At 50.9% G+C, this 19,021-nt stretch carries 18 protein-coding genes; 6 read left to right on the plus strand and 12 right to left on the minus strand.

Annotated features, from left to right (window positions below):
• Positions 1-59 precede the first annotated feature (59 nt).
• The 3 genes from thiL (at position 60) to C9I99_RS19825 (ending at position 3,764) form a co-directional block, all read left to right on the plus strand.
• Positions 60-1,031 (plus strand): thiamine-phosphate kinase, encoded by a 972-nt coding sequence (gene thiL / locus C9I99_RS19815; RefSeq protein ID WP_107350563.1) that lies wholly within the window; start codon positions 60-62, stop codon positions 1,029-1,031.
• Positions 1,032-1,034: 3 nt separating this feature from the next.
• Positions 1,035-1,520 (plus strand): phosphatidylglycerophosphatase A, encoded by a 486-nt coding sequence (gene pgpA / locus C9I99_RS19820; protein ID WP_107350564.1) that lies wholly within the window; start codon positions 1,035-1,037, stop codon positions 1,518-1,520.
• 168 nt (positions 1,521-1,688) lie between these two features.
• Entirely contained in the window at positions 1,689-3,764 is a 2,076-nt protein-coding gene (locus tag C9I99_RS19825; RefSeq protein ID WP_243734655.1) for a hypothetical protein, read from the plus strand.
• Between the two features lie 82 nt (positions 3,765-3,846).
• On the opposite strand, the gene dxs is transcribed toward C9I99_RS19825, so the two are convergent.
• The 3 genes from dxs to xseB are packed head-to-tail and all read right to left on the minus strand — an operon-like array spanning position 3,847 to position 6,868.
• On the minus strand, positions 3,847-5,706 hold the full coding sequence (dxs, locus tag C9I99_RS19830) for a 1-deoxy-D-xylulose-5-phosphate synthase (protein ID WP_107350565.1): 1,860 nt from the start codon (positions 5,704-5,706) through the stop codon (positions 3,847-3,849).
• Between the two features lie 24 nt (positions 5,707-5,730).
• Positions 5,731-6,633 carry a (2E,6E)-farnesyl diphosphate synthase gene (gene ispA, locus C9I99_RS19835; protein ID WP_107350566.1) on the minus strand — a complete coding sequence of 301 codons (903 nt, stop codon included), beginning with the start codon at positions 6,631-6,633 and terminating at the stop codon, positions 5,731-5,733.
• On the minus strand, positions 6,626-6,868 hold the full coding sequence (xseB, locus tag C9I99_RS19840; RefSeq protein WP_107350567.1) for an exodeoxyribonuclease VII small subunit: 243 nt from the start codon (positions 6,866-6,868) through the stop codon (positions 6,626-6,628). The genes ispA and xseB overlap by 8 nt, the downstream gene beginning before the upstream one ends.
• A gap of 318 nt (positions 6,869-7,186) precedes the next feature.
• Here xseB and pomA point away from each other — a divergent pair, with 318 nt between their 5' ends.
• From pomA to thiI, 3 genes are all read left to right on the plus strand, one after another.
• Positions 7,187-7,948: a flagellar motor protein PomA gene (gene pomA, locus C9I99_RS19845; protein ID WP_107350568.1), complete on the plus strand. Its 762-nt coding sequence runs from the start codon at positions 7,187-7,189 to the stop codon at positions 7,946-7,948.
• A 9-nt stretch (positions 7,949-7,957) separates the two neighbouring features.
• Positions 7,958-8,878 carry a flagellar motor protein MotB gene (locus tag C9I99_RS19850; RefSeq protein ID WP_208113435.1) on the plus strand — a complete coding sequence of 307 codons (921 nt, stop codon included), beginning with the start codon at positions 7,958-7,960 and terminating at the stop codon, positions 8,876-8,878.
• A 231-nt stretch (positions 8,879-9,109) separates the two neighbouring features.
• A complete protein-coding gene (thiI, locus tag C9I99_RS19855) occupies positions 9,110-10,558 on the plus strand; it encodes a tRNA uracil 4-sulfurtransferase ThiI (protein WP_107350570.1) in 1,449 nt (482 codons plus the stop codon).
• 141 nt (positions 10,559-10,699) lie between these two features.
• On the opposite strand, the gene yajL is transcribed toward thiI, so the two are convergent.
• The 9 genes from yajL to C9I99_RS19900 form a co-directional block, all read right to left on the minus strand.
• Positions 10,700-11,323, minus strand: coding sequence for a protein deglycase YajL (yajL, locus tag C9I99_RS19860; protein ID WP_107350571.1), 624 nt, complete (start codon positions 11,321-11,323; stop codon positions 10,700-10,702).
• Entirely contained in the window at positions 11,313-12,242 is a 930-nt protein-coding gene (panE, locus tag C9I99_RS19865; RefSeq protein ID WP_107350572.1) for a 2-dehydropantoate 2-reductase, read from the minus strand. Before panE ends, yajL begins: the two co-directional genes overlap by 11 nt.
• Positions 12,243-12,348: 106 nt before the next feature.
• Positions 12,349-13,176 (minus strand): nucleoside-specific channel-forming Tsx family protein, encoded by an 828-nt coding sequence (locus tag C9I99_RS19870; RefSeq protein ID WP_107350573.1) that lies wholly within the window; start codon positions 13,174-13,176, stop codon positions 12,349-12,351.
• A gap of 304 nt (positions 13,177-13,480) precedes the next feature.
• Positions 13,481-14,272, minus strand: coding sequence for a nucleoside-specific channel-forming Tsx family protein (locus tag C9I99_RS19875; protein WP_107350574.1), 792 nt, complete (start codon positions 14,270-14,272; stop codon positions 13,481-13,483).
• Positions 14,273-14,631: 359 nt separating this feature from the next.
• Positions 14,632-16,005, minus strand: a complete 1,374-nt coding sequence (locus tag C9I99_RS19880) for an AmpG family muropeptide MFS transporter (RefSeq protein WP_107350575.1) — start codon at positions 16,003-16,005, stop codon at positions 14,632-14,634.
• Positions 16,006-16,180: 175 nt separating this feature from the next.
• The gene (locus C9I99_RS19885; protein ID WP_107350576.1) at positions 16,181-16,540 is read right to left on the minus strand and encodes a hypothetical protein; all 360 of its coding nucleotides are present in this window, start codon (positions 16,538-16,540) and stop codon (positions 16,181-16,183) included.
• A 48-nt stretch (positions 16,541-16,588) separates the two neighbouring features.
• On the minus strand, positions 16,589-17,143 hold the full coding sequence (locus C9I99_RS19890) for a peptidylprolyl isomerase (RefSeq protein ID WP_107350577.1): 555 nt from the start codon (positions 17,141-17,143) through the stop codon (positions 16,589-16,591).
• Complete coding sequence (locus C9I99_RS19895; protein WP_107350578.1) at positions 17,143-17,712, minus strand: YajG family lipoprotein; 570 nt, start codon at positions 17,710-17,712, stop codon at positions 17,143-17,145. Before C9I99_RS19895 ends, C9I99_RS19890 begins: the two co-directional genes overlap by 1 nt.
• Positions 17,713-17,777: 65 nt before the next feature.
• Positions 17,778-18,908, minus strand: coding sequence for a methyltransferase (locus C9I99_RS19900; protein ID WP_107350579.1), 1,131 nt, complete (start codon positions 18,906-18,908; stop codon positions 17,778-17,780).
• Between the last annotated feature and the right edge of the window lie 113 nt (positions 18,909-19,021).

Below are 19,021 nucleotides of genomic sequence, written 5' to 3' on the forward strand. Positions count from 1 at the left end.
CGTAGTAATTATCAAAGGCCAGCAATGCTGGCCTTTTTTCTATCTATCAAAAGAAGAATATGGCAAACGAATTTGATCTGATAGCCCGGTACTTCGAACACCAGGCCGTGAAACGAAAAGATGTGCCGCTGGCAATCGGTGACGATTGCGCCCTGCTGGAGGTACCGGAAGGCAGCCAGCTGGCGGTAAGCACCGATTCCTTGGTTGCAGGGACTCACTTTTTGCCAGATGCTGATCCGTCATGGGTTGCCCACAAGGCACTTGCCTCTAACCTCAGCGATCTGGCAGCCATGGGGGCGACGCCTGCTTGGGTATCGCTGGCGTTGACCATGCCACAGCCGGATGAAGCTTGGCTGGCAGGGTTTTGCGAGGGTTTTTTTGCCTTGGCGGAATATTACAATGTCCAGCTGGTGGGGGGGGATACGACCAAAGGCCCGCTGAGTATTACTTTGACGGTGCATGGGTTTATCCCCAAAGGAAAGGCCCTGACCCGCAGTGGTGCCCGCTCTGGTGACTGGATTTACGTAACGGGTAATCTTGGTGACAGTGCTGCAGGGCTGGCGCTGCTGCTTGGCCAGAAAACGGTCGATAACCCCGTATTGGCGGCGACCTTGCGTGAGCGACACCATAAGGCTGAACCGCGTATTTTGGCCGGTCAAGCATTGCGGGGCCTCGCCTCGGCTGCGCTGGATATTTCGGATGGCCTGATCAGTGATCTTGGGCATATCCTGAAACGATCTGGGGTGGCAGCTGAAATTGACGTTGATAAACTACCGCTGTCGCCAGAGCTTATCGCATTCGAACCCGAACGTGATGCCGCACTGCAGCTGGCTTTGGCGAGCGGTGAAGAATATGAGCTGTGCTTCACTGTACCGGAGCAGAACAGGGGCGCGGTCGACACGGCTTTGGCTCGCAGCGGTGTAAGGGCAACCTGTATTGGCCAGTTGCGGCCGGGACAAGGTATCAGCTTGGTTCGCGAGCGCCAGCCGCTGAGCTGGACACTGCACGGATATGATCATTTTGCGGAGTAAATTGTGGCAAACCCAAAAGATAAAATTAACCTGAAAAACCCATGGCACTTCTTGGCTACCGGCTTTGGTAGCGGGCTTTCCCCTGTCATTCCGGGCACGATGGGCACTGTGGCAGCGATCCCGCTGTATTTGTTGATGGTGCAATTACCCTTTACGGCCTATCTTGTGATCACCGTGGCAGCCGCGATTATCGGTATCACCATTTGCCAAAAAACCTCTGATGATATGGGTGTCCATGACCATGGCAGTATCGTCTGGGATGAATTTGTTGGATTCTGGATCACCATGGCGATTGCCCCGGTGGTGAGCTGGCAGTGGGTGCTGGCGGGCTTTGTCTTGTTCCGTTTCTTCGATATGGTCAAGCCGTGGCCGATCAGCTGGCTGGACAAACACGTTCACGGTGGCTTGGGGATCATGGTTGACGATATTCTGGCCGGCTTTATGGCAATGATTGCCCTTTGGGGCTTGGGCCATTGGCTGGGCTGGTAATCTGACGCCCCCGACGTTGCTATTGAAACCGCGCTTTTGCGCGGTTTTTTTATTTCTAATTCAATAGACTAAGCTTTAATAGGCTAGAGGCTAGAGGCTAGAGGCTAGAGGCTAGAGGCTAGAGGCTAGAGGCTAGAGGCTAGAGGCTAGAGATAGGGAGATTAGCGGTTGAGTGTACTGAATCGGGTTTATTGGCTTGTTGGGCTTATGTTGTTGTCACCGGTCTGTTTGGCCCAGGTATATCCTTCTACTGGGACGGCGTGGGTGTTGCCCGGCAGCTGGCAAGAGACGATAGTTGACGGTAGCCCAGTAACCGCCGAGCAATTGAAAATGTGGGAAAGCCAGCATGCCGATGTGGTGTTTGGCAGCATGCAGGATGTTGAGATTAACCGCCGGATGAATGCAATGGGATACATGTATGCCCAGAAGTTTGATTGCCGCCCGGGTAAGCAGGAGGCTTGGCTGAGTCGGAAAGCCTTGAGCTTAGGCATAGATGTGGAAGATGGGTACCTGCATTTTGCCGAAGATACTCAACTGGCAATGAATAAGCCCAATAAGGGCTTGGACTATTTGCTCGAGGGACGCCCTTATCACTTATTGTTGATCCGCAACGGTCAATTTTCGACGGCTCGTTTGCCGATTAAGCTCGAGCCAGATGATAGATTGGTGATGTTTGCTTCTTACCCGTTTGAGCGATTGTCGGTCAAGGCGGGTGGGTTACCGAACATTGCCCGGCACGTGACCGATAAGGAAGGAAATGTCGGAAAATGGCGGCCGCTTGATGTGGAGTGGCACATACTGTCTGGGGATGATTGGGCGATCAGATATGAAGGGCAGCTGCAACTGGAGCAACCATGGCACAGTGCCCTGCCTTGGTATCAAGGGCGTCAGCTAAACACCGGCGAACCGGGACTCGGTGCTGGGTTGCGGGTATGGATGCTAGAGCTCGCCTGGCGACAGCCCACGCAAGTGGAATCATTAGCAATAACGCCATGGCTTGAGGTGCGTAAGCAACGTATATTGATTCCGGGTTGGGATCCTGCCAATGATGTAAATGGTGATGGCTATGTTAATCACCGCGAGTACTCATCCAGAACCAATCGACAGGCATCAGCGCGCTTTCGCCATCAGGCCAGGCTCATTCCGGCAGGTTATATGTGGCCCGGGACATGCTGGTACCGGGTTAACTTCCTCGATAATGCTTTCAATAAACTGCATGCCCAGTGGTATCAAGAAGACTGGCAACAGCAAGGGCTCTCCGGCGCGTATAACGATGATATGGCGAAGTTACTGGGTGACAATCAGTTCACGGTCATATCGGGTGGAGAGGTTCGAGAGCTTGCCATGATCGTGGGGACTAAACAGGCAGAGTTTGAGTATGCCAAGCAGCTTGCCCGTTTCCTCAAACAAGTTAAAACGTTAACCGGGACACAGTGGCTGGCCGCCAATATTTCCGAGCTTAATCTTTGGCACTATGCACCATGGCCGCCAGAACTCAGGGAGGTGATTGATGTCTGGTTGCGTGAGCACTACCTGACCCCAGCTATTGGGCTCGACCGCCTACAGCGCTATTGGGATAATTTTGCGCTCGCGAGCCAACAGGACAAGAGCTTGATCATGGCTTCCACCAAAGGAGGGCGGAGCCAGTATTCACCGTCGGACCCTGCGGCATGGCAGCAGGATATCGAAACCGGGCTGGCGCAGTATTACCTCTTCAATGTGCCCGGGCTGACTTATTACCATAGCTGGAACCAGAGCTACCGCTATGGCAGTGGCAATACCAAGCTGAGCAACTGGTACCAGGCTGGTATTGCCAAGAACGTTGCTTATCAACCCACGGCAATGCTCGAGGTCGATATTGGGTTGCCTGAGTCCGCTCCAGTTGGTACTGAACGAGTCATCTTCGACAATCAAGGCGAGCAGGCAAACTCAGCGGCAACAGAAATCGGCGGTATTCCGCTGCAGCCTTCCGGGTGGTATTGGCTTCAGCGCAGTGGCTGGTTTGGTGGTTTTCCCGCTCAAGGTGTCATTGCGCGCCGCTACAGTAAGGGGCTCGTCCTTTATCGCGGCGCGAGAGAGCGTAATCAGGCTGAATTTTTCTCTGTGCTACCGTTGGAGGTCGATCTTGACGGCAACTACCAACAGGTGAATATTGATGGCAGCTTGGGGCCGGAAGTGAACCAGGTCTCGCTGGCAGGGTATCAGGGGATGGTGTTGAAAAGGGCCCGTGAGAAGAATGAGTAATTAAAAAAGGCTCAAAAAGCGCCCCAAGTAACCGTCGTTGCTTGGGGCGCAGAGTTTTTTGTTCTGATTAGCGCGTGGAGGCCTAATCGATGTAAGCACGGATCTGTTTTTCGAGACCCGGGCCGTCGATCTCCAGCATGGCGTGAAGCTCGGCTTGTGTGCCTTGTTCGATAAAGCGATCAGGGAGGCCAAGGTTCAATACCGGCTTGAGTACTTTTTGTTTCATCAAGAACTCATTGACACCGCTACCGGCACCGCCAGCAATCGCATTTTCTTCAACCGTTACCAACACATCATGGTTGGCGGCCAGCTCGAGGATTAGCGCTTCATCAAGTGGCTTCACAAATCGCATATCGGCAACAGTCGCATTGAGGTTCTCTGCGGCTTCCAGCGCATAGCTCAGCATGGTGCCGAAGCTAAGGATGGCGACGCTATCCCCTTCGCGGCGAACCATCCCCTTACCAATAGGCAAGGCGGTCATTTCACGCTCTGGCGCGATACCCGTACCACTGCCGCGAGGATAGCGAACCGCACTCGGACCTTGGTGTATGTGACCGGTGTAGAGCATCTGGCGGCACTCGTTTTCATCACTCGGGGCCATGATCACCATATTCGGAATACAGCGCATGAAGCTGATGTCGAAGGCTCCCTGGTGGGTTTGGCCGTCAGCACCCACAAGCCCACCGCGGTCGATGGCAAACATCACCGGCAGATCCATAATCGCGATATCGTGGATCAGCTGGTCGTAGCCACGCTGCAGGAAGGTCGAGTAAATCGCTACCACTGGGTGGTAACCACCAATCGCCATACCGGTTGCCAGTGTCACAGCATGCTGCTCGGCAATTGCCACATCAAAGTATTGAGATGGATACTCTTTGGAGAAGCGCACCATGCCAGAGCCTTCACGCATAGCAGGCGTGATAGCCATTAGCTTTTCATCCTGCTCGGCCATGTCGCACAGCCAGTCGCCGAAGACATTGGAGAAGGTCGGTTGGCTTTTTGCTTTCGGGATCGGGTTCTGGCTCAGATCAAACTTAGGTACTGCGTGGTAGTTGATCGGATCTGCTTCGGCAGGGGCATAGCCTTTGCCTTTTTTGGTCATAATGTGCAGGAACTGCGGCCCATTTAGGTTACGCATGTTCTTGAGGGTCTTGACCAACTCCTCGACATCATGGCCGTCAATGGGACCGATGTAGTTGAAGCCCAGTTCTTCGAACATGGTTCCCGGAACCACCATGCCTTTGAGATGCTCTTCGGCACGCTTGACCAATTCTTTGATTGGTGGCGCACCAGACAGGACTTTCTTACCGCCTTCGCGGATAGTGGCGTAGAGATTGCCAGACAGCAAACGCGCCAAGTGATTATTCAGGGCACCGACATTTTCCGAGATCGACATTTCGTTGTCGTTCAGGATCACCAGCATGTCCGAGTGGACATCACCGGCATGGTTCATGGCTTCGAAAGCCATGCCTGCGGTAATGGCACCGTCACCAATGACGCTGACGACCTTACGGCCTAGACCTTCTTTTTCAGACGCGATGGCCATACCCAGTCCGGCACTGATCGAGGTCGATGAGTGACCGACGGACAGTACATCGTACTCGCTCTCTTCACGCCATGGGAATGGGTGCACCCCACCTTTCTGGCGGATGGTTGGCATCTGGTCGCGACGTCCGGTCAGGATCTTGTGCGGGTAAGCCTGGTGGCCCACATCCCAAATCAGGTGATCGAACGGCGTATTGTATACATAATGCAGCGCGACGGTTAACTCGACAGCACCCAATCCAGAGGCAAAGTGGCCACTGCTCTGGCTGACTGAATTTAGTAGGTAGGTGCGTAGCTCGTCGCACACTGCCGGCAGGCTTTCTGCGGGCAGTAGGCGTAACTCATCTGGGGTGTTGGCCAACGCCAAATGAGGGTATTTCGAAATATCCAGTGTCATAACATTCACGGCGCTTTGCTGTTTTTAGTTATTGCGCTCGATGACGTATCGGGCAAAAACTTCTAATTGTTCTGTATTGTAAGGTATTGCACTCAATGCGTGTAGTGCCTGTTGGTACAGTTGCTGAGCTTTTGCCTTGGCGCCATCCAACCCGAGAAGAGCAGGATAGGTACTTTTTTCCAGCTCGATGTCTGAACCTTGTGGTTTGCCCAAGGTCTCAGTATCACTTATTACGTCTAGAATATCGTCTTGGACTTGAAACGCCAAACCAATTGCATCGGCATAGGCATTAAGTTGAGGTAAAACGGCAACGCCTTTTTCCCCAGCAGCGAGTGCACCGAGGCGAACTGCACAGCGGATCAATGCCCCGGTTTTGTGGCGATGGATGGTTTCGAGTTGCTCAATGCCGACATGCTTGCCTTCGGCATCAAGGTCAAGGGCTTGGCCCATGCACATGCCTTGGGCACCAGAGGCCTTGGCCAGTTCGCTGATCATTGCCACTCGGTTGGTATCGCCATTGGTACTCAGTGGCCCTGAGGCGAGAATATCAAACGCCAGGGTTTGCAGCGCATCACCGGCCAGAATGGCTGTCGCTTCATCAAAAGCGATATGGCAGGTCGGTTGACCGCGGCGCAGGTTATCGTCATCCATCGCGGGGAGATCATCGTGGATCAATGAATAAGCATGGATGCATTCAATGGCCGCAGCAGGGGTATCGAGATCGGCAATGTCGGCCCCGAGCATCTCACCCGTGACATAGGTAAGAAATGGCCGGGCGCGCTTGCCTCCTAGAAGGGTGCCGTGTTCCATCGCCTTGATCAGCGGTAGACCAGCAAAGGGCTGGGCATCAATCCACAGGCTAAGTTGCTGGTTACTGCGCGCTTGATAAAACTGAAGTGATTGCGACAGTGATGGCGTGTTATTCATTGTTTGCATCAAATTTGGTCAGGGGGGCGTCGTCATCTGCCTGAAGCAGTATTTCAACGCGCTGTTCGGCTTGGGTCAGTTTCTGCTGGCTGGTACGGGCAAGGGCTATCCCGCGTTCGAATTTTTTCAGCGCATCTTCGAGCGCAATGTCACCGGATTCCAACTCATTGACGATAGCGTCTAGTTCATCCAGTGCGGCTTCAAAGGCCATATTTTCAGGTTTTTTGGCTGCCATAATGGTGTCGCTTCTTATCTAAGTGCTCGAAAAATAGCGTAGAGCGTAATCTGGGTCAAATTATCTCACAGTAATCTGTGTCGCAAGCAGGATTTTTCTTTTTTTCTCTTTTCAAGGCTAAACCTAAGCAGCAAAGTGCCGATAATAAGTTTCAGCAATAAAAACTGATGGTGTTAGCTTCATACTGAGGTCACCTGAAGCACGAATAATGAACGAATGCAGCCCTTTTGGCATTGCGGCTTTGAAAGGTCACAAGGGGCTAGATACAATGTACCGTTCAATATTGATTCACAAGTGCAACGAACTGGAGACTACCACGTGGATTTGGCGACCCTTATAGGATTAATTGGGGCATTTGCCTTTGTCATTATGGCCATGGTGCTAGGTGGCAGCTTTGGCATGTTCGTTGACACCCAGTCGATTCTGATTGTTTTGTGTGGTTCGTTGTTTGTAGCCTTGATGCAATACAGCGTTGGCCAATTTTTGGGTGCCACCAAGATTGCCGTTAAGGCATTCATGTTCAAGAACGACAACCCGGAAGATCTGATTGCCAAAATTGTCGAGATGGCCGATGCCGCCCGTAAAGGGGGGTTTCTCGCGCTTGAAGAGATGGAAGTGGATAACAGCTTCCTGCGCAAAGGTGTCGATTTGCTGGTGGATGGGCATGATGCCGATGTGGTTAGGGCGACGCTGCAAAAAGACATTGCCTTGACCAACGAGCGTCATGAGCAGGGGATCAGTATCTTTAAGGCACTTGGCGATGTTGCCCCGGCGATGGGGATGATTGGTACCCTGATTGGTCTGGTGGCCATGCTGTCTAATATGGATGACCCTAAATCCATTGGCCCCGCGATGGCGGTCGCTCTATTGACAACGCTGTACGGTGCTATCATGGCCAACATGGTAATGCTGCCAATTGCAGCCAAGTTGGGCCTTCGTAAAGATGAAGAAAAACTCAATCGCCGTCTGATCCTCGATGGAGTATTGGCAATTCAGGATGGTCAGAACCCCCGGGTTATCGACAGCTACCTGAAAAACTATCTCAATGAGAAAAAACGTACCATTAACGTTGACGATTAAGAGGGGCTGATGGAAGAAGAACATAAATGTCCCCCTCCGGGTCTGCCACAGTGGATGGGCACCTTTGCCGACTTGATGTCGCTGCTGATGTGTTTCTTTGTTCTGTTGTTGTCATTCTCAGAAATGGATGTGCTGAAATTCAAGCAGATTGCTGGCTCGATGAAATTCGCCTTTGGGGTACAAAATATGCTGGAAGTGAAAGACATTCCCAAAGGGACCAGTGTGATCGCCCAGGAGTTTCGCCCTGGTCGGCCAGAGCCAACGCCCATTGAGGTGATCATGCAGCAGACCATTGACATGACCCAGCGGACGTTGGATTTTCATGAAGGTGATTCAGATCGTGCCGGAGGCACCAAGCGAGACGCCGGAAAGATGACGGGGGGACAGAGTGCTGAAGTGGCAACTGAGCAAAACCAGAATAACGAATCGGAAATGTCGGAAGCCCAAGAGCAGTTGCTGGATGTGCTCAAGCAGGCACTGAATCGCGAAATAGATGAAGGGGCCATCGAAGTGGAGAACCTTGGTCAGCAAGTGGTGATCCGGATTAAGGAAAAAGGGGCCTTCCCTGAAGGATCGGCCTTCCTGCAACCTAAATTTCGCCCGTTGATCCGTCAGGTTGCTGATTTGGTGAAAGATGTTCCCGGGGGGATCAGAATCAGTGGCCATACTGACAACCAGAAACTGGACTCCGAGCTCTACCGCTCCAACTGGGATTTATCGGCGCAACGTGCAGTGTCGGTGGCTCAGGAAATGGAGCAGGTTGAAGGGTTTGATCCCCAGCGCCTGCGTGTGGTTGGGCTGGCGGGTACCCAGCCTCTGAATGAGAATGCTACACCGGAAGAGCGCAAAGCCAATCGGCGGGTAGACATTTCGATCATGCAGGGTGAGCCGCATTACAGCGAGGAAATCTCTTCCCGTCCCGTGCAATAGTGCTCCATTCGTTTGCTATTTTTCAGGCTGGCTCTTAATGGGAGCCGGCCTTTGTTTTATGAGGTTCAAGCAACTGTCTAACGACAAATGAAAATATGCCTACACTATATCTAAGCACCTTGAAGTTACTTAGATATATAATATCCTTGTTTCAGCAACAGCCTGCTTGCTGTATAATCCGCGCCTTTCAGCCTTTTTGGTATTGTTTGGCCCAGTGTAGCGAAGCGTGTTATGAAATTTATTGTTAAACCCCATCCTGAGATTTTCGTAAAGAGTGAATCGGTACGTAAGCGTTTTACCAGAATCTTAGAATGTAACATTCGCATTATCCTTCAGCGTTCATGTGAGTCTATTGCGGTGATCAATCGCCGCAGCCATATTGAAGTGGTGCCAAAAGACGACAGCCAGCGTGAAGCGATACTGACGGTCTTGACCCAGACTCCGGGTATCCACCATGTGCTGGAAGTTAAGCAAACTGACTTCACCGATTTGCACGACATCTACGAGCAGACTCTCGCGCATGTTGGTAACACTCTAGAAGGCAAAACCTTCTGTGTTCGTGCCAAACGTACCGGTAAGCATGATTTTACCTCGATCGAGCTTGAGCGTTATGTGGGCGGTGGACTCAACCAGGCTGTTGAGTCGGCGTCGGTGAAGCTAAAGAACCCGGATATAACTGTCCGTGTCGAAGTACAAAATGAAAAGCTGAACCAGATCCTTGCTCGCCACAAAGGCTTGGGTGGTTTCCCGCTTGGCACTCAGGAAGACGTATTGAGTTTGATTTCTGGTGGCTTTGACTCAGGTGTTTCAAGTTATCTTCACATCAAGCGCGGCAGTAAAGTGCATTACTGTTTCTTCAACTTGGGCGGCCCAGCTCATGAAATCGGCGTAAAGCAGGTTTCTCACTTCTTGTGGAAGAAGTATGGCTCATCCGCTAAAGTGAAGTTTATCGCGATCGACTTCGAGCCTGTTGTTGGCGAAATCCTTGAAAACATTGATGACGGCCAGATGGGCGTCGTGCTTAAACGTATGTTTATGCGTGCTGCGGGTATGGTTGCCGAGCGTTTCGGTATTCAAGCATTGGTGACCGGTGAAGCACTGGGTCAGGTATCGAGCCAGACCCTGACGAACCTGCGCCATATTGATAACGTGACCGATACGCTGATCCTGCGTCCATTGATCAACTGGGACAAAGAAGACATCATTGATGTTGCCCGTAAGATCGGTACCGAAGACTTTGCCAAGACCATGCCGGAATTTTGTGGTGTGATTTCCAAGAGTCCGACGGTGAAAGCGGTACTGCATAAACTGGAAACTGAGGAAGCGAAGTTCGATTACACTGTTCTAGACCGAGTGGTTTCCGAGGCGCGTGTGATTGATATTCGAGATATTGAGAAAGAAAGCCAGAAGCAAGCACCGGAAATCGAACTGGTAGACCAGATCGAAACGGATGCCGTGGTACTGGATATCCGTAGCCCAGATGAAGAGGACGAGAGCCCGCTTGAGCTCGACAACGTCGATGTGAAGCACCTTCCGTTCTACAAACTGGCGACCCAGTTCGGTGATCTACCGCAGGATAAAACTTACCTGCTGTACTGTGATCGTGGTGTAATGAGCCGCTTGCAGGCGCTATACCTGAAAGAGAACGGTTTTGACAATGTGAAGGTCTATCGTCCGTAAAGGCAGGCCCTAGGATAAGACGAGCCTGGAACCTAGTTTCTCGAAAGAGCGTACATTCTAGGAACGAGGATCTAGAAACTCGAACCTTAAAAACGAGAGCTAAGGCTCTCGTTTTTTTATGTCTGTCGTTTTATACCTTGCTTATTTCCTTGGCAAAACGGTGTAGTGCATGTTCGGCCACACCACCATCGGCTCGGCGACCTCGGCCGATTTTTCCTTGCCGGCAAGATGGTTGATGATCTCAAATGCAAATTCCATTGCGGTGCCCGGCCCTTGGCTGGTCAGCAGGCGGTTGTTGACATCATACACCACTCGCTTGGTGCGCAGTCGCTCTGTTGGAATACGGTCGTGGAAGCTAGGGTGCGATGTCATCAGGGCGTCGGGGTAGAGCTGGTGGTGTTCAAGTACCACCGCTGGTGCGGCACAAATAGCGGCAACTAACTTGCCATCGTATTTGTGCTGTTTAACAAACTCAACCAGCAGCGGGCTGTCGCGGAAGCATTCTGCCCCGCCAAGCCCACCCGGAAGTACCACGCAATCAAACGGTTCATCGGCAATATTGACCAAGGCCGTATCGGCAACCAGTTTGATCCCTCGCGAGCCTTCCATGATCAACGCCCCGTCGGAGGCTGCGCTGGCCGTTGTTACCGAAAAATTGGCGCGAACCAACATGTCGACAGTTGTAATGGCTTCTATCTCTTCCGTTCCCGGTGCAATGCATACTGCGACCTTGATCGGGTTCGGGCTGGTGCTGTCATTGGTCATGGTATTTTCCCTCCAATTCTTTTATAGCTTGCCACAGGCGATGGTTGTGGGGCACGTCAATGTTGTGTGCTGCCGCCCGGGCAATGAGATACCCGCTAATATAGTCGATTTCTGTCTGCCTTTGATGGCAAACATCCTGATTCATGGAAGAATAATTACTGGCTGTTGCATTTATCACCGTATCAACCAGCTGTCTTAGCGCTGAAGCGGTAACCGGGTATCCCTCTGCGGACATGACCTCGGCGACTTCTTGGCAAATTGCCGTCAGCTCTGTATCAAATTCTGCCCGAGCTAGATCGCCATTCTTGCAATTGTGGAGGGCTGTCAGTGGGTTGATGGCGCAATTGATAGCCAGCTTGCGCCATAGCGGTTGGTTGATATCTTCCTGCCATTGGCAAGGGGGCAAGACATCATTAAATATCTGGCCGAGTTGTTGGTACGGGTTAGCATGAGGGGTAAGGCTCCCCAGCAATGTGGGGCCAATCCCGGTATGGCACACTTCTTTTTCATTTGGGCGGAACGCGGCCTGGGCTGTTGTCGCGTAAATAATCGGGTTATCGGGCAGCAGGTTCAATACGGTCTGCTGGCTTCCCATACCGTTGTGCATGACCACAACGGCGGTCTCGGGAGACAGGTACGGTCTGATGGCCTCAATAGCCCCCTCGACCTGAAAGGCTTTAACTGTGATCAATACCAACTGACTGTGGGTCAGTAAAGCGGGCTGGTTGGCCTCAAAATGAAAGGTCCTTGCTTGTTGGGACTCAGGATGAATGGGTGACTGTGTTGTATTCATTTCTGATAATTGGATGGCCAGTCGCTGGCTATTATCACGCGTCCAGAAGTGGACTTGATGTTTATTGACGAGTTTACAGCCCCATAGCCTGCCAACGGCACCAGCTCCGATAATGGTAATGTTCACAACTTGCTTCCGTGTAGAGTGGATGACGATGACGAGATAATAACACCGTTAAAGCGGGGAAGAAGAGATTTAGTCCGCTCTTCCCTGAGCGGTTTAAGATGCGGCTTTAGAATTTATAGGTGACAGAAAAATAATGACTAATACCGGTAGACTCGAAGCCACTGCTATCTTCTATTAGGTAGACATCGTGATAGAGTTTGAAGCCATAACCGACGGCATAGCGGTCAGAATGCCAGTAGAAGCCATTGAACATCACCCCACCATGGTTGGCTTGTGGATTACCCTTGAAGGTGTCATCGGCCGCAAACTGGTAATCAATGTACCCTTGGTAGGCAATGAAACTGTCATTGGCGAAGGTGTAAAAGGGTTTGAACCAGTTAGTTGATAACTGCAAGCCGTTCCAGTCTTTGTTATTGATATCATAAAGCCCATAAAGGTTAAGGCCGACCTTGCCAAACCAAGGGACCTGGACGTCAGACCCTATCCCCCAGAAGGAGTTGTTGACCGGGGGGAAAGCACTTTCTTTGCCATAGCCTCCGTCCCAGTTAAAGAGCGTTGCGATATAGAATTCCTGAAACGGCCCGATAGAAAGGTCTCTTTTGGTCATGGCATCGAGTGATACGCGGGGAGCAAATTTCATGAATATCTTTGGTTGTTCAAATTTATCGCTGGCATCGTGATTGGTTAAATCGAAGACATCGACGTAACCGTAGAGATCAAAAATGCCAGAGCGGCCACCAAATTCCATTTCCAAGTAATCATGACCGGAGCGTGCATCGGGTGAGCGAGGGAGTTCCTCGAGGGCATACATAAGATTGAATTGAAGCCATTTATAATCGTTTTTATGGATATCATCTGAATAATCGACAGCAAAGCTGACAGTTGGCAGCATCACTGCTGCGCTGATACTTAAAGCGGTCAGGGTTTTATACATGATAGTGTCTCGCTAGCCATTTGCCATTGCCTGTGGGCACTGAAGGCCATGTAGTCTGGCGTAGTCCAGTGCTCATTAAAGGCTAGCGGAATAGTGCATGCCTGGTGCGTTGTCTTGTAACTGCGGCAAGGATCTTGCGTATGAAAATCTTAATGCTGGAAAAATGTGCCAGAAATGAACAACAAAGGTGGGGTGTCTCGAAAGTAATTTCTATCTTAGATTTGAGAGGGGGGGGCTGGCCACTGTACCAGAAATAAAAAAGCACCCGAAGGTGCTTTTTTCTGTCAACTACGAGAGCTGCAACTTAGAACTTGTAAGTTACGCTGAAGTAGTGACCAACGCCGCTAGTTTTACCAGCGAAGCCGCCATCTTTCAGGCCGTATACATCTTTATACGCTTTCAGGCCGTAACCCACTGCGTAGCGGTCAGAGTGCCAGTAGATACCGTTGAACATCGCACCGCCGTTAGACGTGCTTAATCCTGGTACATCATCGTTCATACCGAATTGGTAATCAATGTAACCCTGGTAAGAGATGAATGAACCGTTGTCTAGGAAGTAGAATGGCTTGAACCAGTTAGTCGAGATCTGGTAACCGTTCCAGTCTTTTGCATTTGAATCGTAAGTACCGTATAGGTTTAGGCCGATTTTGCCCAACCATGGCACCATTACGTCAGAACCCAGACCGATTTTCTGAGAGTTAACACCAGACATACCGCCCCACTCCATAACAGTTGCTAGGTATAGCTCCTGTACTGGACCGAAAGACAGGTCTTTGCCTGTAACAGCGTCAAGAGACATACGCGGTGCGAACTTCATGAAGATCTTTTCTGCGTCAGCTTTGTCGCTGCCTGGATCACTAGTTAGGTTGAATACGTCAACGTAACCGTATAGATCGAAGATGCCCGAACGACCGCCGAATTCCATTTCTAGGTAATCGTGAGTAGATTCGCCTGGTAGTTCGTCAACTGCCATCATCAGGTTGAACTGAGACCAGCTGTAGTCGTTTTTGTGGATGTCGTCAGAGTAGTCTGCCGCATTTACTGCTGGAACAGCAGAAGCAGCTAGAACGCTTAGTGCTACTAGTGATTTACGCATGGGGTGAACTCTCGCTAATTGTGTTTTAAGACCGGACTTTTGACTGCCCGTGTTCTGTTGCCGGAGAGTTTATTGTTTTATGTCACCTTTGTGAATGTAACGATTGCGCAATCCTTTGCTAATTGTGATCTTGATCGACTGTAATCGATTACAACTCAAGAGAAAAGTGATCTTTAGCGTGTTTTTTGTGCATTTGATGGTAATTTTTCTGAACTAAGTGTGAGGAGGGTGCTCTAAGCGCGGTTTTGTCATCTAAATTCGGGGTGAAAGGCGTAGAAAATAAAAAAGGAAGTATTCCAGCTCAACAGAATACTTCCTTTAGATGCAATTGGGTCACGAAAGAGAGCGTAATTATGTTGCTAGCTGCTCTCGGTCGTCAGGTTTTCACTGTGTTTATTTACAATATAAATCAGGCCAAGTACCGGCAGACCGATGATGGCGGTGGTGAGGAAGAAGATATTGTATCCGTACATGTCGACATACAAGCCAGAGAAACCAGCAATGAACTTCGGGAACAGCAACATGATGGAGCTAAATAACGCATACTGTGTGGCCGAGAAAGCCACATTGGTTAGGCTCGACATAAAGGTAATGAAAGCGGCGGTAGCAATACCGGCACTGAGGTTATCGAGAGAGATCACCAACGTCAGCATCGGTAAGCTGTTTCCGATATAGCTGAAAACCATGAAGGCCAAATTGGTGAGAGCGGCGAGCACGGCACCCAAGGCAAGAATGCGCATGGTGGAATACTTGCTGACCAAAATCCCGCCAAGGCCTGCCCCCAGCAGGGTCATGATTACACCATAGATTTTCGACACCGAGGCCACCTCGGTTTTGGTAAAGCCCATATCGACGTAGAAGGCATTGGCCATCACACCCATGACGACATCGGAAATCCGATAGCAACCGATCAGGGCAAGAATGAGCAGGGCTTGTTTACCGTAGCGGTCGAAGAAATCTTTAAATGGCATCACGGCAGCGGCATAGAACCAGGCTATGAGTTTTGCCTTACGCGGAGAAGTCCCTTTGGCTATTAGGCTTTGGCGGAACTCTTTCTCGATATTATCGACGGCTGAGCTATCGACAGTTGGCTCATGAATGCAGAGCGCCGTGATAAGACCGACCGACATCAGGCTTGCCATAATGAAATAGGCATACTTCCAGCCTTCAGGATCGTAGCCGGTATTCGAGCCAAACCAAGCGGCAAATGCCAGTGCGCCGGCACCTGCCATGATCATTGCGAGGCGATAACCGGTCATGTAGGCAGCAGCCAGCGCCGCTTGCAATCGCTCGGAAGCTAATTCGATACGGTAAGCATCAATGACGATGTCTTGCGACGCTGATGAAAAGGCCACGATGACGGCAAAAATGGCCAGTTGAACCAAGTCGCCTTGCGGGTTGCTGATTGCCATTCCCATCAGGGAGCCAATGATCAGTAGCTGTGAGAAAATCATCCAGCCTCGACGTCGCCCTAGCAGTGATGACAAGATCGGAATAGGAAAACGGTCAATGAGAGGGGACCAGATCCATTTAAAGCCGTAGGCCAGCGCCACCCAGCTGAAAAAGCCGATATCGGTACGGCTTACATCGGCTTCGCGGAGCCAGAAAGACAAGGTACCAAACACCAGCAGCAAGGGGAGGCCGGAAGAAAAGCCCAGCGCCAGCATGATCAGGACTTTTTTCTCTAGGTAAACTCGCCAGCCAAGTTTTTCGTTTTCAATCGATTGCTCCATGGATCCCTCAGGTCTTTCTGAAATTAGCAGCCAGTAGTATATACAGGTATACCTGCAAGCTACCGAGTAATTAAGTAAAAATACAGTAAAAGGTGGTGGCAAAGTATGAAACTTGTATAACTCTGAAACAAGGCTGGTTGAGACGGCGGGAAAGGGGGGGGCAGGAAGGGGGGGATTACGGACGGATCCCCTGCATTTTTTCCTGTCGCTCACCGATCCCGAGCAGAAACTGTGCCGCCGATGACACTTTGTATTGCAAGAAGTTGTTGCCCAGCAATTCATGCTCTTCCAACGATTCCAGTAAATGGACTAAGTACCAGTAGGTAGACTCGTAGTGACCGTCAGGGGAGCCGGAAGGGACAGAGAGCTTCCACCATTCATGAAGGTGTTCGGTGAGGGTGGTTTTCATGGCGTCGTAATTGACGTCGCCATTGATGGTCCCCAAGGCACTGAGGGCAATCGCTGGGGCGTAGTCGGCAATATGCTGGCTGATTAATTCAGTAGGAGCATGTGTGGAAGAGACAAGTTTGAGCATAGCTGTCACCTGATCACAAGCTAATGATCAGGTGACATTAGCTTGTGTCTAATTTTTAATAATTTTGACACTTTCAATAACTATAGGCTGCTCAGGAACATCTTTCATACCCATAGAGCGGATAGTTGTAGTGGGAATTTCCGTCATTTTTTCAATTACTGGGAACCCGCTCACAACTTTGCCAAATACCGCATAACCCGGACGGCTGCCTTGTGCATCCAAGAACGTATTATTTTGGTAATTGATATAAAACTGGCGAGTTGCCGAGTCCGGATCTTGAGTACGAGCCATTGCGACCGTGGCTTTGGCATTACTCAGGCCATTGGTGGATTCATTATTGATCGGCTCATAGCTTGAACGACGCTTGAGATCTTTGTCGAAACCACCGCCTTGGGCCATGAATCCCGGGATCACTCGATGGAAAATCGTTCCTTCATAGCTGCCATCGGCCACATATCGAAGGAAGTTTTCGCTCGAAACAGGGGCTTTTTGTTGCTCGAGCTCAATAACAAACTCACCCAGGTTGGTCGTTACCGCAACTTGGGTCGCAGCACTGACAGGTAATGCCAAGCAAAATAATAGGGTCGCTAACAAACGGCGCATTATAGGTTCTCCTGTATATAAGCGTTCAACTCTGGATCAGCATAGATGTCTTTAAGCACGGCAGTGATCAAATTGTTCATTGCTTGCTCCATATCCTGTACCGAAGCACTCATCGCGCCATTGCGGGCCGATTTGCCTGAGTAACGCTTGACGAATTTTCCTTTTGGCGTTTCCACAACCAGCTGGAGTTGCAACTTGCTGCTCAGATCATGGCTCACTACGCTGTGCTTGACGTTGACCATTGCCTCTAGGATATCAAGGCGCAATGTTCCCTGGCTGTCTTTGGCAATGGTATAGCCCTGGGCCGTCAACTGGCGTGATAGCGCATCTTCCAGCGTGGTGCGGAGGTTTTCGTTGCTGTGCAGGGGCTGGACATTTTCACGGCCACTGTCGACAACCGCGATGAACTGGGCAGTACGAAGGTCACGGCTGTCGAGATTCATGCTCTTGCCTTGTACCAGAGGCTGCGAGGCAATCACTGGCTCCGGGCTGATAGACAGCTGAGGCTCAGACGGGGTAGAACAGGCTGTCAGGGCAAGCACGGAGGCAGCAACAAGAAGCTTCTTCATAGTCATTCTATCCTTGGGTATAGGCGGGGGCTGCGCAAGCTCCCCGTAAAAAGTGATATTGTAATTTACTTATCTGATTGATAAACGACAAATTTGTTATTTTGAGCAATGACGGTGACATTGCCAAATAAACGCTTGAGTTTTCCACCGTATCCGAGATGGCGGTTACCAATCACTATCAGCTTGCCGCCACCACGGAGCACGTGCTTGGCGTCACAAAACATTTGCCAGGCAATATGGTCGGTAATCGCGGCCTGCTGGTGGAAGGGCGGGTTGCACAAGACGAGATCAGCGCTTTGGGCCGGAAAGTTGTCCAGGCAGTTGTTTACCGTCGCTGTCAGTTGGGATGGGGTCTCAAGGTTTGCCTCTGCGTTCATGCGGGCAGACGCTGCGGCCATATAGCTCTCATCGACACACACTACATTTGCCTGTGGGTTAAGGCGAGCAGCCTTGATGCCAATCACGCCATTGCCACAACCAAGATCGATGATGTCTTGATATTGGCTGCCACTAGGGATGTGTTCAAGCAGCAGGCGGGCACCGATATCCAAGCTATCGCTGGAAAATACATTGGCGTGGTTGCTCAATGTGATGCCATGCTCAGGGACATCCCATTGCTGCGGAGCTGGCAGGGGTTGAGCAAGTTCTGGGTTGGCCTGGCAGAAAATCAACCGGGCTTTTTTGACCGCCAATGAGGTTTTGGTTTCACCGAGGTGCTTGTCGAACAGCTTCAAGGTCGAGGAATGGATATCTCTTGCCTTGGCGGCCGCAATCACCTTACAGTCAGCAGGTAGCAACTGGCAAAGCTGCTGCAGTTGCCATACCAGTAAACGGTTGTTCTTGGGGAGCTTCATCAATACCAATTGTGGGTTTTGTGGTAACTCCGCCAGGCCGTCGATGATGTTTACCTCAGGCAGCTGATTCTCTGCCAGGTTGGCCTTACAGCCTTGTGCTGAGATGAACGAATCAGTGACGGTTGTGACTTTACCGTCGTTGGCAAACCAGCAGCTAAGCGCCCCGAAGCTATCGTTCAGGATCAGGATTGGACGTGCTGGGTCGAGGGGGATATCAGCCTCTTTAACGTGGTTGATCAGGTACTCGTCTGCTGCGTCCCATGCCTGCAGGGTGTCGTTGTTCCTTGCTGGGTATCGCTGCAGGCGCAGCGTACGCGCATGAAGGGTTAGCTCTGGTTTCATTAACGGTTACTTTACGGTATGTTTACTCATTGGTTGGTATTTTCGCAAAACCAGCCACCACTGAAAACCTATTTTGTATCTCTACGGCACATAAGTTGTCGCCAGTAGTGCTG

It is taken from the genome of Photobacterium lutimaris (genome assembly GCF_003025555.1).
Lineage (GTDB): Bacteria > Pseudomonadota > Gammaproteobacteria > Enterobacterales > Vibrionaceae > Photobacterium > Photobacterium lutimaris.